Genomic DNA, 16,168 nt, shown 5'->3' with positions numbered 1-16,168 from the left:
ATGGAAACGCTCAGCTATCTCGGACAGGGCTTCGGTGTCGCCCTGACGCCCTACAACCTCATCACCGCGCTGATCGGCACCCTGATCGGCACCGTCGTCGGCCTGCTGCCGGGCCTGGGCCCGATCAACGGCGTGGCCCTGCTTATCCCCGTGGCCTTCGCCCTCGGCCTGCCGCCGGAATCGGCACTGATCCTGCTGGCCGCCGTGTACCTGGGCTGCGAATACGGCGGACGGATTTCCTCGATCCTGCTGAACATCCCCGGCGAAGCCTCCACCGTGATGACCACCCTCGACGGCTACCCGATGGCGCGCAACGGCCTGGCCGGCGTGGCCCTGTCGCTGTCGGCGTGGAGTTCGTTCATCGGCGCCTTCATCGCCACCTGCGGCATGGTCCTGTTCGCCCCGCTGCTGGCGAAATGGGCGATCGCCTTCGGCCCGGCGGAATATTTCGTGCTGATGGTCTTCGCCATCGTCGCCCTCGGCGGCCTGGCCGGCGACCGGCCGCTGAAGACCCTGCTGGCCGCGCTGCTCGGCCTGTTCCTCTCCAGCGTGGGGATCGACGCCAACAGCGGCGTGTACCGCTTCACCTTCGACAACATCCACGTCTCCGACGGCATCCAGTTCGTGGTGCTGGTGCTGGGCCTGTTCTCGGTGAGCGAAATCCTCCTGCTGCTGGAGAAGACCCACCACGGCCACAAGGCGGTGGAAGCCAGCGGGCGCATGCTGTTCAACGTCAAGGAGGCCGCCTCGGTCTTTGTCATCAACCTGCGCTGCGGCCTGCTCGGCTTCATCATGGGCGTACTGCCCGGCGCCGGCGCGACCCTGGCCAGCGCGGTGGCCTACATGACCGAGAAGAAACTGGCCGGCGACAAAGGGCAGTTCGGCAAAGGCGACCTGCGCGGCCTGGCGGCGCCGGAAACCGCCATCGGTGGCGCGGCGTGCGGCGCCCTGGTGCCGATGCTGACCCTGGGCGTTCCCGGCTCCGGCACCACGGCGGTGATGATCGGCGCCCTGTCGCTGTACAACATCACCCCCGGCCCGCTGCTGTTCCAGGAGCAGCCGCAGATCGTCTGGGGCCTGATCGCCTCGCTGTTCGTCGCCAATGTGATGCTGATCATCCTCAACGTGCCGATGGTCCGGGTGTTCACCCGCATCCTCTCGGTGCCGAACTGGGCGCTGGTGCCGGGCATCGCGATCATCACCGCGATCGGCGTGTATGCCGTGCATGCCACCACCTTCGACCTGTTCCTGATGGTTGCCATCGGCATCCTCGGCTACATCCTGCGCAAGCTGGACTTCCCGCTCTCGCCGCTGCTGCTGGGCTTCATCCTCGGCGGGCTGATGGAGCAGAATCTGCGCCGCGCGCTGTCGATCTCCAACGGCGAACTGGGCATCCTCTGGTCCAGCCCCATCGCCATCGGCACCTGGGCGCTGGTCGCCCTCATGCTCGGCCTGCCGCTGTACCGCGCCTGGCGCAAGCGCGCCCGCCGCACTCCGGTCGAACTGGCCGATGCGTAAACCGGTGAACTGGCGCCTGTTCTGGGCTACGCCCCTGATCGGCGCCCTCGGCGGCTGGCTGGCCGACGGGGTCGGCTGGCCGCTACCGTGGATGATCGGCTCGCTGCTCGCGGTGATGCTCAGCCGCTGCCTGCTCGACTGGCCACTGGCGGAAGTCCCCGGCGCGCGCAAGGCCGGGCAATGGGTGGTGGGCACCGGGATCGGCCTGCACTTCACCCCGGCGGTGGTGGAGCAGGTGCTCGAACACGGCGCCATCGTGGTGGTCGGCGCGCTGGCCACCACGCTGTCGAGCCTGGCCGCCATCGTCCTGCTGCGGCGTGCCGGCGAAGACCGCGCCACCGCGTTCTTCTCCAGCATGCCCGGCGGCGCCAGCGAGATGGTCAACCTCGGCCAGCGCCACGGCGCGCAGTCCAGCCGAGTGGCGGCGGCGCAGAGCCTGCGCCTGCTACTGGTGGTGCTGCTGGTGCCGGCGGCCTTCACCTGGCTGCTGGACACCCCGCCGCCGAGCGCCCACGCGACCCCGGTCAGTTGGGCCTGGCTGGCCCTGCTGCTGCCGGCCGGCGCGGTCGTCGCGCTGATCCTGCAGACGCTGCGCCAACCCAACCCCTGGCTGCTCGGGCCGCTGCTGGTGAGCGCCGTCGCCGCCGTCGCCGCCGACCTGCAGATCGGCCTGCCGGCAGGCAGCAGCTCGCTGGGCCAGTGGCTGATCGGCAGCGCGCTGGGCTGTCACTTCAATCGCAGTTTCTTCCGTAATGCGCCGGCCTTCGTCGGCCGCAGCCTGGTCTGCACCCTGTGGATGATGCTCGCGGCGGCGCTGGTGGCAGAGCTGATCGGCTGGCTCGGGCCGCTGGACCACCAGTCGCTGATGCTCGGCATGATGCCCGGCGGCATCGCCGAACTGAGTCTCACGGCCGAGGCGCTGCAGCTCTCGGTGCCGCTGGTGACCGCCCTGCAGGTGTTGCGCCTGCTGCTGGTGCTGTTCCTCGCCGAACCCTGTTTCCGCCTCTGGCAGCGTCGCGCCGAGGCGGCAGAGTAGTGCCACGCTCGCCGGGTTGAGTTCCCCGGCGATTTCTCCAGGCCCGCCCCGTGCGGGCCTCTTTTTTTGATCTTCGCAGGAGCGCGGGAGGAGCCTGGCCCTCGCTCGCGAACGGATCTCCCGGTGGATCGAGCGTCGAGGCGTTCGCGAGCACGCTCGCTCCTACAGGGTAGGCCTGCTCCCCCCGCAGGGGGGCTCCATCCTAACCAGGCGCAGGCCCTTCAGACCGGCGGCAGCGACCAGTCGATGGGGGCCAGGCCGTGCTGTTCGAGGAACTTGTTGGTGCGGCTGAAATGCCCGTTGCCGAGGAAGCCCCGGTAGGCCGACAGCGGCGAGGGGTGCGCCGACTTGAGCACCAGGTGCTTCTGCGCGTCGATCAGCTTCTGCTTGCTCTGCGCATGGGAGCCCCAGAGCAGGAACACCAGGTTCTCGCAGCGCTGGCTGACCACCTCGATCACCTTGTCGGTGAACGGCTGCCAGCCCGCCTGGGCGTGGGAGCCGGCACGCGCCTGCTCGACGGTGAGCGAGGTGTTGAGCAGCAGCACGCCCTGCTCGGCCCAGTGCTGCAGGTAGCCGTGGTTGGGAATCGGGATGTTCAGGTCGCGCTGCAGCTCCTTGTAGATGTTCTGCAGCGACGGCGGCGTCGGCACCCCCGGCTGCACCGAGAAGCACAAACCGTGAGCCTGCCCGGGACCGTGGTAGGGGTCCTGGCCGATGATCACCACCTTCACCTGCTCCAGCGGCGTGGTGTTCAGTGCGTTGAAGATCAGCGAACCGGGCGGGAAGATCACCTTGCCGGCGGCCTTCTCCGCGCGGAGGAACTCGCCCAACTGTTTCATGTAGGGCTTCTCGAACTCCTCGTGGAGGGCTTCCTTCCAGCTGGCTTCCAGCTTGATCCGATCTTCATTCGTCATGGTGCGTCTGCCTGGTAAAACGAACCGGCACGCTAAGCAAGCGTCCCGGTCAAGTCAAGGCGCCCGCTGTTTCGGCGTCGACAGCCCCGGCAGACGGCCTGCTCCACTGCCCAACCCGGCCAGCACCCAGGCCGCCACGGCGATCGTCAGCCCCATGTGGAACAGCTCTCGCCGCGGCACGCCGCCCCATTCGCCGTGGGTGCCGATCAGCAGGCCGCTGCCGACGAATAGCAGCGCACCGAGCAGCGCCAGCGTATAGCGCCGCGAACGCCCCGGCCAGGCGATGACCAGCAGCGCGACCAGGTTGGCCAGCAGCGTCAGCGGCGGCGGGAAAACCATCAGTACCCCGCCGGCCAGCAACACCAGCGCCTGCCGGCCGGCCCCGCCAGCCACACGTCCCAGCGCGATCAGCGGCAGGCCCACCGCGGCGGACACTACGCTCGCCTGGCGATGGGGCTCGGCCAGCGCGGCGGCACCGGCGTACTCCAGCATCCCCAGGCATGCCGCAACGCCCATGAAGCCGAAGCCCAGCGCCCGCCAGCCGTGGCGCTCGCGCAGGGCGAGCCAGGCCGCGGCGGCGCAGGCCAGGGTCAACAGCAGTTCGGCGATCACAGGGAGCATGGCGTACGTCCTTCTCTCGGCAGTCGCCGCAGACTAGCGTCCACCCGCGCGGCGCGCGCGGTCAGGCACGCCAGCCTGGGCGACACGGCGCGCCATCCCCATCATCCCGCGTGCAGTTCGCGGTAATGACTGGGCGCCATGCCCACCACGCGCTTGAACAGCCGCGAGAAGTAGTAGGCATCCGCGTAGCCGAGCTGTTCGGCCACCTGGCGCACTTCAAGATTGCTCTGGTCGAGCAGGCGGCAGGCGTGGGTCATCTTCAGGCGGATGAAGTCCTGGATCGGCGCCTGCCCGGTCAGCGCACGGTAGGTCTTGGCGAAGTGGAAGCGCGACAGGCGGAACTGCGCGGCCAGCTCGTCGAGGTTCAGCGCGTCGTGCAGGTGCTCGCGCATCAGCGCCTGCACCGCCTCGACGTCCAGCACGCGCCCGGACTTCAGTCGCGCCCGCACCGGACGCAGAGCCAGCGAGGTCAGCAGGCTCTGCAGCAGGTGCGCGGCATGGATGAAGTGCGGCAGGCTCAGGCCCTGGCGGCGCAAGGCCAGCAGCGCATCGAACTCGCCGAGCAGACGCGGCTGCACGCCGACCCGCAGGCGCGGCGACTTGCCCAGAGGCCGCAGGAACTCCTCCGCCAGCCGGCCATCCAGGTGCACCCAGAAGATCGACCAGGGCCGCTGCGCGTCGGCGCCATAGGTATGGGCACGGCCCTTGGGCAGCACCAGCAGATCCCCGCCGGCAACCTCGAATCGTCCATCCTCGGTTTCCAACCAGCCGTGGCCGGCGCTGCAGTAGATCAGCAGGTGGTCGTCCGGGCTCTCCCGCTCCATGCGGTGCCCGACCGCTGCCGGGTAGTAACCCAGCGCCAGTGGATAGCAGGCCTGGCCCAGTGGGTGGCGGTCCAGCGCACGACGCAGGCGCGGTGGCGTAATGAAGCGGACGCCCTGCTGCGGCAGCGGCCAGGACGAGATGAGGGGACGGGACATGGGAAGATTTCCGCGCTCATGAACACCAAGATCGTCCATCCATCGAGCAAGATCGTCAATCCACAGCGGCCCCCGCAATCGCTATAAACGATGAAAATTCGCGCGCTGCGCGACGATGTGGCCGACAAGAACAATCCGAGGTAGCTGCATGCATTTCGATCTGTCCGAGGAACAACGCCTGCTGGTGGACAGCGCCCGCGCCTTCGCCAGCCGCGAACTGGCCCCCCACGCCGCCGACTGGGACCGCCAGCACCACTTCCCGGTGGAGGTGATCCGCCGCGCCGCCGAGCAGGGCTACCTGGGCCTGTACATCGCCGAGGAAGACGGCGGCCTGGGCCTGTCGCGCCTGTCCGCCTCGCTGATCTTCGAGCAACTGGCCGCCGGCTGCGTCGCCACCACCGCCTACATCACCATCCACAACATGGCCAGCTGGATGCTCGCCAGCTTCGGCGACGCCGCGCTCAAGGAGCAGTGGCTGCCGGGAATGATCGGCGGCGAGCACCTGGCCTCCTATTGCCTCACCGAGCCGGACGCCGGCTCCGACGCCGCGCACCTGCGCACCCGCGCCCGCCTCGATGGCGACGAGTACGTGCTGGACGGGGCCAAGACCTTCATCTCCGGCGCCGGCTCCACCGACGTACTGATCGTCATGGCGCGCACCGGCGTGGACGGTGCCAAGGGCATCTCCTGCTTCCTGGTGCCGGCCAACGCCGAGGGTATCCGCTACGGTCGCAACGAGGACAAGATGGGCTGGAAGGCGCAGCCGACCCGCACCATTACCTTCGAAGGCGTGCGCATCCCCGCCGGCAACCGCATCGGCCCAGAGGGCCAGGGCTTCGTCTACGCCATGAAAGGCCTGGACGGCGGTCGCCTGAACATCGCCAGTTGCTCCCTCGGCGCGGCCCAGGCGGCGCTGGAGCAGTCGCTGCGCTACGTCGAGGAGCGCAAGCAGTTCGGCAAGGCACTGGCCGAGTTCCAGGCCCTGCAGTTCAAGCTCGCCGACATGCTCACCGATCTCACCGCCAGCCGGCAGATGGTGCGCCTGGCCGCGCACAAGCTGGACCACAAGGACGGCGAGGCGACCCTCTACTGCGCAATGGCCAAGCGCTTCGCCACCGACCGCTGCTTCGCCCTGTGCAACGAGGCGCTGCAGCTGCACGGCGGCTACGGCTATCTCAACGATTACCCGCTGGAGCGCTGGGTGCGCGACAGCCGCGTGCACCAGATCCTGGAAGGCACCAACGAGATCATGCGGGTCATAGTCGCCCGCCGCCTACTGGAACAGGGCGGGATGCTGGATCGCCTGCTCTGACGCTTTCCCTGTAGGAGCGAGCTTGCTCGCGAACAGGCCCCGCTGCGGGTTCTGGTTCGCGAGCAAGCTCGCTCCTACGAAAAGCCAAGAGCCGCTTCACTGGAAAAACCGCCCGCCCGCGCGGGCGCAATCGAACAGATCGGACATGGACTCGCCCTGCCGCGCCCGCCTAGAGTCCATGCCCATACGCCCGCCCGCCGGCGGCACCGACAAGGAGATGCCCATGAGCAACGCCCTCGAGCCCTACAAACCCGGAGTCTTCGACCTGACCCACAAGCTGACGGTGGAGAAGCACGGCCATACCGCGCTGATCACCATCAACCACCCGCCGGCCAACACCTGGGACCGCGACTCGCTGATCGGCCTGCGCCAGGTGGTCGAGCACCTGAACCGCGATGACGATATCTATGCCCTGGTGGTGACCGGCCAGGGGCCGAAATTCTTCTCCGCCGGCGCCGACCTGAACATGTTCGCCGACGGCGACAAGGCCCGCGCCCGCGAGATGGCCCGCCGCTTCGGCGAAGCCTTCGAAACCCTGCGCGACTTCCGCGGCGTGTCCATCGCCGCGATCAACGGTTACGCGATGGGCGGTGGCCTGGAGTGCGCCCTGGCCTGCGACATCCGCATCGCCGAGCGCCAGGCGCAGATGGCCCTGCCGGAAGCCGCCGTGGGCCTCCTGCCCTGCGCCGGCGGCACCCAGGCGCTGTCCTGGCTGGTAGGCGAAGGCTGGGCCAAGCGCATGATCCTCTGCGGCGAGCGCATCGACGCGGACACCGCGCAGCGCATCGGCCTGGTCGAGCAGGTGGTGGACACTGGCGAAGCGCGCGGCACCGCCCTGCTGCTGGCCGCCAAGGTCGCCCGCCAGAGCCCGGTGGCGGTACGCACCATCAAACCGCTGATCCAGGGCGCCCGTCTACGCGGTCCGACCACCTGGCTGCCGGAAGAGCGCGAGCGCTTCGTCGACCTGTTCGATGCCGACGACACCCGCGAAGGCGTGAATGCCTTCCTGGAAAAACGCGAACCGCATTGGCGCAACCAGTAAGGGACTGACCATGAACGTGATGTTCGAAGAGCGCCCCGGCCTGCACGGTTTCCGTATCGGCGTCGCCACCCTCGATGCCGAGAAGAGCCTGAATGCCCTGAGCCTGCCGATGATCGAAGCGCTGGGCCATCAGTTGAGCGTGTGGAAGGACGACCCGCAGATCGCCTGCGTGGTGCTGCGCGGCAACGGCGGCAAGGCCTTCTGCGCCGGCGGCGACGTGCGCAAGCTGGTGGACGCCTGCCGCGAGAAACCCGGCGAGGTGCCGGAGCTGGCCCGCCGCTTCTTCGCCGACGAATACCGCCTGGACTACCTGATCCACAGCTACGGCAAACCGCTGATCTGCTGGGCCCACGGCTATGTGATGGGCGGTGGCATGGGGCTGATGCAGGGCGCCGGGATACGTATCGTCACCCCGAGCAGCCGGCTGGCCATGCCGGAAATCAGCATCGGCCTGTACCCGGACGTCGGCGCCAGCTGGTTCCTCGCCCGCCTGCCCGGCCGCCTCGGCCTGTTCCTCGGCCTGACCGCCACGCAGATGAACGCCCGCGACGCGCTGGACCTGGACCTGGCCGACCGCTTCCTGCTCGACACCCAGCAGGACGACCTGATCGAGGGGCTGGTGCAGCTGAACTGGCGCGAACAGGCTGACGTGCAGTTGCACAGCCTGCTCCGTGCGCTGGAGCACGAGGCGCGCGGGGAACTGCCGCAAGCCCAGTTGCTGCCGCGCCGCGAGCGCATCGACGCCCTGCTGGACTGCGCCAACGTGGTCGAGGCCTGGCATGCGCTGGCGCCGCTCACCGAGGACAGCGATGCGCTGATCGCCAAGGGCGCGAAGAGCCTGGTATCCGGCTGCCCGCTGACGGCCCGCCTGGTCTGGGAACAGATTCGCCGCGCGCGCCATCTGTCGACGGCCGAGGTGTTCCGCATGGAGTACGCGATGAGCCTGAACTGCTGCCGTCACCCGGAATTCTCGGAGGGTGTGCGCGCCCGGTTGATCGACAAGGACAACGCTCCGCACTGGCACTGGCCGGATATCGCTGCCATACCTGATGCAGTGGTGAATGCGCACTTCGACGCGACCTGGGAGGGCGAGCATCCGCTGGCGGATCTGTAGGGTGCCCTCTCTGTAGGAGCGAGCTCGCTCGCGAACGGCTTCGCTACGGAACCTGTTCGCGAGCAAGCTCGCTCCTACGAAAAGCAAAAGCGCTGGAGTGCCTGTCGTCGTTGAACAGGAGGAAACCAGCATGCAAACCATCGCCTTCATCGGCCTCGGCCACATGGGCGCTCCCATGGCCGCCAACCTGATCAAGGCCGGCTACCTGCTGCGCGTGTTCGACCTGGTGCAGAGCGCCATCGACGGCCTGGTCGCCCAGGGCGCCAGCGCGGCGCGTAGCGCCCATGACGCGGTCGACGGCGTCGACATCGTGGTGACCATGCTGCCGGCCAGCCAGCACGTCGAGGGGCTCTACCTGGGCACCGACGGCCTGCTGACGCACATCGCTCCCGGCACCCTGGTGCTGGAGTGCTCCACCATCGCCCCCGCCTCCGCCCGCAAGGTTCACCAGGCCGCCACCGAGCGCGGCATCCCGATGCTCGATGCGCCGGTGTCCGGCGGTACCGGCGGGGCCATCGCCGGCACCCTGACCTTCATGGTCGGCGGCGATGCCGAGGTGCTCGAACGCGCGCGTCCGGTGTTCTCAGTCATGGGCCGCAACATCTTCCACGCCGGCGGCGACGGCGCCGGCCAGGTGGCCAAGGTGTGCAACAACCAATTGCTCGCCGTGCTGATGATCGGCACCGCCGAATCCCTGGCCCTGGGCGCCGCCAACGGGCTCGACCCGGCGGTGCTGTCGGAAATCATGCGCCGCAGCTCCGGCGGCAATTGGGCCCTGGAGGTCTACAACCCCTGGCCCGGCGTGATGGAAGCCGCCCCCGCCTCGCGCGGCTACACCGGCGGCTTCATGACGGCGCTGATGACCAAGGACCTGGGCCTGGCCCAGGAAACCGCACAGGTCAGCGGCAACAGCACGCCGATGGGCAGCCTGGCGCTGGCGCTGTACCGGCTACTGGTGAAACAAGGCCACGGAGAACAGGACTTTTCCGTCATACAGAAACTCTTCGATTCCTGAGGTGCGGCCTGGAAGTCCGGCAGGTGGCTGTCCCAGACTGAACAATTCGTTACCCAGACCGGGCTGTCATCTTGAAGCAATTCCTGTCGCACTACCGTTTCCGCCTGCTGCTCAACAGCGTGCTGCTGGTACTGTTGGTCATGTCGATCCCCCAGCCGCCCATCGCGCTGGAACTGATCAGCCTGGTGCTGATGGTCCTCGCCGGGCTGAATACCGTCCGCAGCCACAGCCGCTGGTTCTACCTGTTCTGCACTATGGGTACGTTCAGCCTCGCGATGGCGTTCGCTCCCGACGGGTGGCACATTCATCCGCTGCTCAAGCGAGGCATTCCACAGATCGGCTTCATCCTGCTGCTGGTCATCAGTCTGTTCCACCGGGTGACCCAGCAGCGGCCGGTGACTCGCGAACTGCTCTATGGGCTCTGTGCGCTGTACCTGAACTTCGTGCTGTCCTTCGCGCTCACCTACAACCTGATCGACCATCTCTATCCCCATAGCTTCCAGAGCAGCAGCGGGCCGCTGGACATGCCCGGCTTCGTCTACTTCAGCATGGTCACCCTGACCACCATCGGTTACGGCGACATCGTGCCGGTACACCCGCTGGCGCGTTTCCTGGCCGGCAGCGAAGCGATCATGGGCGTGCTGTTCATGGCCCTCGCGGTGGCCCGTGGCGTCAGCCTGGTGAACGATGACCGCGGGGACTGACTGTGAAGCCACGCTTACGAATGCATGATGCCAGCAGGGCTTTATCCGCAGCGGCTCCATGACCAGGATGAATCACCCGCCGTACCCCACGGCTCATCCCACACAAGGTGATTCCATGAACATTGCCCTGATCGGCGCCACCGGCCACGTTGGCCATTACATCCTCGAAGAAGCCCTGCGCCGTGGTCATCGAGTGACCGCCCTGGTCCGCGACCCCGCCAAACTGACGCCACGCGAGCGCCTGCAGGTGATCCGGGCGGATGTCTGCGATCCATCCCGGGTCGCCCACGCCGTCACCGGCCAGGACTTGGTGATCAGCGCCTTCAACGCCGGCTGGAGCCATCCGGACATCCGCAACGCCCACGCCAATGGCAGCCGCGCGATTGTCGACGGCGTGAAGGCCTCGGGGGTAAAGCGCCTGCTGGTACTCGGCGGCGCCGGCAGCCTGGAGATCGCCCCCGGCCAGCGCCTGGTGGACAGCCCGGAATTCCCCGCGCAGTGGAAGCAGGGTGCGCTGGGCGCCGCCGATGCGCTGGAGCAGTTGCGCGGCGAGCGAGAGCTGGACTGGGTCTTCCTCAGCCCGGCGATGCTGCTCGACGGCGAAGTCCGCACCGGCAGCTTCCGCATCGGCGGCGACCAGGTGCTGTTCGATGGCAACGGCGAGAGCCGCATCTCCCTGCCGGACCTGGCGATGGCAATGATCGACGAGGCGGAGCAGGCCAACCATCACCGGCAGCGGTTTACCGTGGCGTATTGATTCGATTCGGCAGGTTCGCGAGCAAGCTCGCTCCTACGAAGAGCGGCGCTCTGCCTGGCCACACGGATGGGCCTGGCCCTGTAGGAGCGAGCTTGCTCGCGAACAGCTGCCGAGTGAAAGACAGTTGCTCCTACAGGAGCAGCGCGCTGTGGAGTCGATCTGCAGGAGCGCTCCGCGCTCCCGCGATCACCGCTCCCGCAGCGCTTCCGCCTTGGCCCGCAGGATGGGCTTGAGCAGATAGCTGAGGATGCTCTTCTTGCCGGTCATGATGTCCACCGTGGCGATCATGCCGGGGATGATCAGCAGCGGCTTGTCATCGGTACCCAGGTGGCTTTTGCGGGTGCGCAGCTTGATCAGGTAGAAGCTGTTGCCATCGTCGTCGGTGACGGTGTCCGCGCCGATCTGCTCCAGGTCCGCCTCCAGCCCACCGTAGATGGTGTAGTCGTAGGCGGTGAACTTGACCATCGCGTGCTGCCCCGGCCGCAGGAAGGCGATGTCCTGCGGACGGATGCGTGCCTCTACCAGCAGGGTGTCGTCCAGCGGGACGATCTCCACCAGGTCGCTGCCCGGCTGGATCACGCCGCCGATGGTGTTGACCAGCAGTTGCTTGACGATGCCGCGCACCGGCGAGGTGACCAGGGTGCGGTTGACCCGATCTTCCAGCGCCTTGCCGGTGGCCTCGGCCTTGCTCAGGTCGGTGCGCGCCTCGTTGAGTTCCTTCAGCGCGTCGCTGCGGAAGCGCGAGCGGGTTTCGGCGATCTTGCGCTCCACTTCCTTCACCGCCGCCTCGGCGCGCGGAATGGCCAGGGTGGTGGCGTCGAGCTGGCCACGGTTCTCCACTTCCGAACGCTTCAGGCGCAGCAGTTCCACCTGCGACATCGCCCCCTGCGCCACCAGCGGCGCGGACATGGAGATTTCCTCGCGCAGCAGGCCCAAGCTGTTGCGGTACTGCGTCTGCTTGGAGACGAACTCGCGCAGCTCCTGCTGCTTCTGCACCAGTTGCTGCTCAAGGCCGGCGACTTCGTCCTTGAGCTGCTGCTGGCGGCTGTGGAACAGCGCCTCTTCGCTGCGGGCCTGGCCGGGCACCTTGGCGCGCACGTCGTCGGGGATGTTCAGCTCGCGGTCTTCCACTCCTGCGGACAGCCGTTCCACTCGCAGGAACATCGCCAGACGGTCGGCCTCGGTCTCGCCGACGTTGGATTCGAAGCGGGTCGGATCCAGGCGCATCAGCGATTCCCCGGCCTGCACCACCTCGCCTTCGCGAACGAAGATCTGCGAGACGATGCCGCCCTCCAGGTTCTGGATCTTCTGCACCTTGGACGAGGGAATCGCCTTGCCCTCGCCACGGGTGACCTCGTCGATCTCGGCGAAATGCGCCCACAGGCCGAGGAACAGGACGAAGCCGATCAGCACCCAGATGGTCAGGCGCACCACGCGCGGGGCGTCTTCCACCAGCGCCTTGCTGACTTCGGGAAGCGGCTGGCCGGAAAGGTTGTCGCCGCCCTTGAAATAGCCACCGATGACGTGGCGAATGCTGCCTTTGGGATCAAGCGACACTGATCTGCCCCTTCTTCAATGCGTCCATCACCACATCCTTCGGGCCGTCGGCGATGATGCGTCCCTTGTCGATGATCACCAGGCGATCCACCAGGCTGAGCATGGAGGCGCGGTGGGTGACCAGCAGCAATGTCTTGTCGCCCATGATCGAGTGCAGGCGCTGCTTCAGGCGCTCCTCACCGGCGTTGTCCATCGCGCTGGTGGGCTCGTCGAGCAGCAGGATCGGCGGGTCGAGCAGCAGCGCGCGGGCCAGGGCGACATTCTGCCGCTGGCCGCCGGAGAGGTTCAGGCCGCGCTCGCCGACCTGCAGCTCGAAGCCCTGCGGGTGCAGGCGGACGAACTCGTTCACCCCGGTCAGCTCGGCCACTTCCAGCACCCGCTCGTCATCCACGTAGCGCGCGCCGGACACCAGGTTGTCGCGCAGGGTGCCGCTGAACAGGCTGATGTCCTGCGGCACGTAGCCGATGTTGTGGCGCAGCTCGCTGATGTCCAGCTGGCGCACGTCGGCGCCGTCCACCAGCAGGTTGCCCTTGTCCGGCTGGTAGAGACCGACGAGCAGCTTGGCCAGGGAACTCTTGCCCGAGCCGCTGCGGCCGACGATGCCGATCTTCTCGCCAGCGCGGATCTGCAGGTTGACGCCGTGCAGCGCCGCCACCTGCTGGTTCGGATAGACGAAATCGAGGTCGCGCATCTCGATGCCACCGCGCAGTTGCGAACGGGTCAGCGGACGCTCGTCGGCGCTGCGCTCCTGCGGCAGCTCCATCATCTGGTTGGTGGTTTCCATCGAGAGGCGCGCCTGCTGGTAGCGCTGGATCAGCCCGGAGAGCTGGGTCAGCGGGCCGAGGGCGCGGCCGTTGAGCATGTAGCAGGCGATCAGCCCACCCATCGACAGGTCGCCGGCGATGATCAGGTAGACGCCGCCGATGATCATGACGACCCCGGCCAGCGCCTGGATCAGCACGGTGCTGTTCATCGCCAGGGACGACAGCAGCTTCACCCGCAGTTCCAGGCGGCTGAGGGTGCCGATGGTCTGTTCCCAGAGGTACTGGCGTTCGCTCTCGGCGTTGTTCACCTTCACCGCGTCGAGGCTGGCCAGGGTCTCGATCAGGCTCGACTGGCGCTCGGCGGACAGCGCCATCGTACGGTTCATGGTTTCCACCAGCGGCTTCTGCAGCACCCAGCCCAGGCCCGCGGCCAGCGGGAAGGCCACCAGCGGGACGAACACCAGCGGCCCGCCGATGATGCCGATCACCAGCAGGATCAGCAGGGTGAACGGCAGGTCGATCAGGGTGGTGAGCGTCAGCGAGTTGAGAAAGTCGCGCAGCGTCTGGAACTCGTGGATGTTCTGCGCAAAGCTGCCGATCCGCGCGGGGCGGTACTTCATGCTCATGCCGACGATGCGCTCGAACAGCGTCGCCGAGATGATCAGGTCGGTCTTCTTGCCGGCCAGGTCCAGGCACAGACCGCGCATGGTCTTGAGCAGCAGGTCGAACAGGTAGGCGCCGCTGATGCCGATGGCCAGCACCCAGAGGGTAGCGGCGGCCTGGTTGGGCACCACGCGGTCGTAGACGTTCATCACGAACAGCGGCGCGGCCAGGGCGATCAGGTTGATCAAGAGGCTCGCGGCCACCGCATCGACGTAGAGCCAGCGCGAACGCTTGAGCGTGTCACGGAACCAGCTCTTGGCGCGCGGAATGAGTTCGCCGTGCTGCAAATCGAATTTGTGCTGCGGCTGGGCGAAGAAGGCCTGGCCGCTGTAATCCTCGAGCAGCAGCTCGCGGGACACGCGCACCTCGCCGCCGTCGCTTTCGCTGAGCAGCAGGCGCGCCTGGCCGTCGTTTTCCCAACCCAGCAGCACCGCGCAACGCCCTTCGCGCAGCAACAGCATGGCCGGTAGCGCGAGCGCCGGAATCTGCTCCAGGCGCCGCTGCAGCAGCCGCCCCTGCAAGCCCGCGCGAGCGGCCGCGCGGGGTAGCAGTTCGGCGCTCAGGCGCTGCCCGGGCAACGGCAGGCCGCTGGTCAGCATCGCCCGGCTGGCCGGCTTCTGGTGCAGCTGACAGAGCGTCAGCAGGCTGTCCAGCAGCGGGTCATCGAGCAGACCGCGCGGATCGTGGCTTAGGGGTACTTCGCTGACTTCTTGATCCACGCGGGGACACTCTCGGTTGGGGCGGACTGGATTGGGCTGGGGACCGATTCAGTTCAGGCCCGGCAGCTGGACTTGCGGTTTGACGTCGTTGCTCACCACGGTCGCCATCGGCGCCACCACGCCCTGGCTCTTGAGCAGTTCGCCCAGGGTGGCCTTGATGCGATACTGGGTGAACAGCTCGGTGTACTTCAGGTCGACCGCGCGGCGCGAGGCGTTGAACAGCTCGTTCTCACTGTCCAGCAGATCGAGCAGGGTGCGCTCGCCGATGGTGAACTGCTTCTGGTAGGCCTCGCGCACGCGGGTGCTGTAGTCCACGTACTGACGGGCGATCGGCAACTGGTCACGGGCGTTGGCCAGGGCGTTCCAGGACAATCCAAGCTCCTCGTTCAACTGGCGCAGGGCGTTGTTGCGGATATCCAGCGCCTGGTTGGCCTGGTACGACTTGGCTTCCAGGTCGGCCTTGTTGCTGCCGCCGGCGAACAGGTTGTAGCGCATGCGCAGCATCGCCTGCCATTCGTTGTTGTGGCCCGGATCGCCGTCGACGTTGTTATCGGCACCGCGCGAAAGTTCTGCATCGAATCTCGGATAGAAGGTCGACTTCGCCGCTTCGTACTGCTTTTCCGCCGCCGCGACATCGGACTCCGCCGAACGCAGGATCGGGCTGTTTTCCAGCAGTTGGCGGCGCGCCGCCTGCAGGTCCGCCGGCAGTTGGCCGTTCAGGCCCGAGGGTTCGGCCAGGTCCACCGGCTCGCTGCCCACCACGCTGAAATAGTTGGTGCGCGCATCGGCCAGGTTGGTCTGTTCGGTGAGCAGGTTGTTCTGCGCCTGGGCCAGGCGCGCCTCGGCCTGATCCTGGTCGGCCAGGCGGCCGACGCCGCGCGCGCTACGCAGGCTGATCTGGTCATACACCTGCTGGTGGCGCTTCAGGTTCGACTCGGCCAGGCGGACCATTTCCTGGCGACGCAGCACGTCGGTGTAGACCTGGGCCACTTCCAGCGCGGTGCGCTCGGAAGTGCCGAGCAGCGCGTAGGCACGGGAGTTCACGGTGGCCTGCTGGCGGCCCACTTCGCTGGAGGTGGCGAAGCCGTCGAACACCATCTGCTGCAGGCGCAGGCTGGATTCGCCACGGCTCATGGTCTTCCAGTGATCGTCACCCTGGGCGCGGGTGCTGGGCGAATCGGTGCCTTCGCGGCCATAGCCACCCAACAGGTCAACGGACGGCAGATAGCCACCCTGTGCAGCGCGCAGCTGCTTGTCGGCGGCCAGCCGATTGTTCACCCCGGCCTGGATTTCCGGGTGGTAGTCGATGGCCTTCTGCATCGCCTGGTTCAGCGTGTCGGCATGGGCGGGCAGGACGAAGGAAAGGGCGAAGGGCACTACGGAAGCGAAGCGCAGGCGCATGAGGAAAACATCCTTATCAGTGAGATAGCCGCAGCGATTCGATTGCCGCAA

The 16,168-nt window shown here is 67.3% G+C and carries 14 protein-coding genes; 8 read left to right on the top strand and 6 right to left on the bottom strand.

Translation table 11 applies throughout. The annotated features are described in order from the left end of the window. Both H681_RS06640 and H681_RS06635 read left to right on the top strand, forming a co-directional pair. Window positions 1-1,518: a tripartite tricarboxylate transporter permease gene (locus tag H681_RS06640; protein WP_015476075.1), complete on the top strand. Its 1,518-nt coding sequence runs from the start codon at window positions 1-3 to the stop codon at window positions 1,516-1,518. Then, complete coding sequence (locus tag H681_RS06635) at window positions 1,511-2,554, top strand: AbrB family transcriptional regulator (RefSeq protein ID WP_015476074.1); 1,044 nt, start codon at window positions 1,511-1,513, stop codon at window positions 2,552-2,554. Before H681_RS06640 ends, H681_RS06635 begins: the two co-directional genes overlap by 8 nt. 221 nt (window positions 2,555-2,775) lie before the next feature. On the opposite strand, the gene ung is transcribed toward H681_RS06635, so the two are convergent. From ung to H681_RS06620, 3 genes are all read right to left on the bottom strand, one after another. Beyond that, window positions 2,776-3,468, bottom strand: a complete 693-nt coding sequence (gene ung, locus H681_RS06630; protein ID WP_015476073.1) for a uracil-DNA glycosylase — start codon at window positions 3,466-3,468, stop codon at window positions 2,776-2,778. Window positions 3,469-3,522: 54 nt separating this feature from the next. Continuing rightward, a complete protein-coding gene (locus H681_RS06625) occupies window positions 3,523-4,089 on the bottom strand; it encodes a hypothetical protein (RefSeq protein ID WP_015476072.1) in 567 nt (188 codons plus the stop codon). Window positions 4,090-4,190: 101 nt separating this feature from the next. Further along, window positions 4,191-5,069: an AraC family transcriptional regulator gene (locus tag H681_RS06620; RefSeq protein WP_015476071.1), complete on the bottom strand. Its 879-nt coding sequence runs from the start codon at window positions 5,067-5,069 to the stop codon at window positions 4,191-4,193. A gap of 148 nt (window positions 5,070-5,217) precedes the next feature. Between H681_RS06620 and H681_RS06615 the strand changes: the two genes are divergently transcribed. The 6 genes from H681_RS06615 (at window position 5,218) to H681_RS06590 (ending at window position 11,013) form a co-directional block, all read left to right on the top strand. Next, entirely contained in the window at window positions 5,218-6,381 is a 1,164-nt protein-coding gene (locus H681_RS06615) for an isobutyryl-CoA dehydrogenase (RefSeq protein WP_015476070.1), read from the top strand. A gap of 223 nt (window positions 6,382-6,604) precedes the next feature. Then, window positions 6,605-7,423: an enoyl-CoA hydratase gene (locus H681_RS06610; RefSeq protein ID WP_015476069.1), complete on the top strand. Its 819-nt coding sequence runs from the start codon at window positions 6,605-6,607 to the stop codon at window positions 7,421-7,423. Window positions 7,424-7,433: 10 nt separating this feature from the next. Continuing rightward, window positions 7,434-8,537, top strand: coding sequence for an enoyl-CoA hydratase/isomerase family protein (locus H681_RS06605; protein WP_015476068.1), 1,104 nt, complete (start codon window positions 7,434-7,436; stop codon window positions 8,535-8,537). A gap of 130 nt (window positions 8,538-8,667) precedes the next feature. After that, on the top strand, window positions 8,668-9,552 hold the full coding sequence (gene mmsB, locus H681_RS06600; protein WP_015476067.1) for a 3-hydroxyisobutyrate dehydrogenase: 885 nt from the start codon (window positions 8,668-8,670) through the stop codon (window positions 9,550-9,552). A gap of 71 nt (window positions 9,553-9,623) precedes the next feature. Further along, window positions 9,624-10,256 carry a potassium channel family protein gene (locus H681_RS26730; RefSeq protein ID WP_015476066.1) on the top strand — a complete coding sequence of 211 codons (633 nt, stop codon included), beginning with the start codon at window positions 9,624-9,626 and terminating at the stop codon, window positions 10,254-10,256. A gap of 115 nt (window positions 10,257-10,371) precedes the next feature. Further along, on the top strand, window positions 10,372-11,013 hold the full coding sequence (locus H681_RS06590) for an NAD(P)-dependent oxidoreductase (protein ID WP_015476065.1): 642 nt from the start codon (window positions 10,372-10,374) through the stop codon (window positions 11,011-11,013). Between the two features lie 186 nt (window positions 11,014-11,199). Here H681_RS06590 and H681_RS06585 read toward each other — a convergent pair whose 3' ends face one another. The 3 genes from H681_RS06585 to H681_RS06575 are packed head-to-tail and all read right to left on the bottom strand — an operon-like array spanning window position 11,200 to window position 16,117. Continuing rightward, the gene (locus tag H681_RS06585; RefSeq protein ID WP_015476064.1) at window positions 11,200-12,570 is read right to left on the bottom strand and encodes an HlyD family type I secretion periplasmic adaptor subunit; all 1,371 of its coding nucleotides are present in this window, start codon (window positions 12,568-12,570) and stop codon (window positions 11,200-11,202) included. Beyond that, window positions 12,560-14,716, bottom strand: a complete 2,157-nt coding sequence (locus tag H681_RS06580) for a type I secretion system permease/ATPase (RefSeq protein ID WP_015476063.1) — start codon at window positions 14,714-14,716, stop codon at window positions 12,560-12,562. The genes H681_RS06585 and H681_RS06580 overlap by 11 nt, the downstream gene beginning before the upstream one ends. Before the next feature lie 48 nt (window positions 14,717-14,764). Further along, complete coding sequence (locus H681_RS06575) at window positions 14,765-16,117, bottom strand: TolC family outer membrane protein (protein WP_015476062.1); 1,353 nt, start codon at window positions 16,115-16,117, stop codon at window positions 14,765-14,767. Between the last annotated feature and the right edge of the window lie 51 nt (window positions 16,118-16,168).

The organism is Pseudomonas sp. ATCC 13867, from assembly GCF_000349845.1.
In the GTDB taxonomy this organism is placed as follows: Bacteria; Pseudomonadota; Gammaproteobacteria; order Pseudomonadales; family Pseudomonadaceae; genus Pseudomonas.
This window is presented reverse-complemented; position numbering and strand designations above follow the sequence as displayed.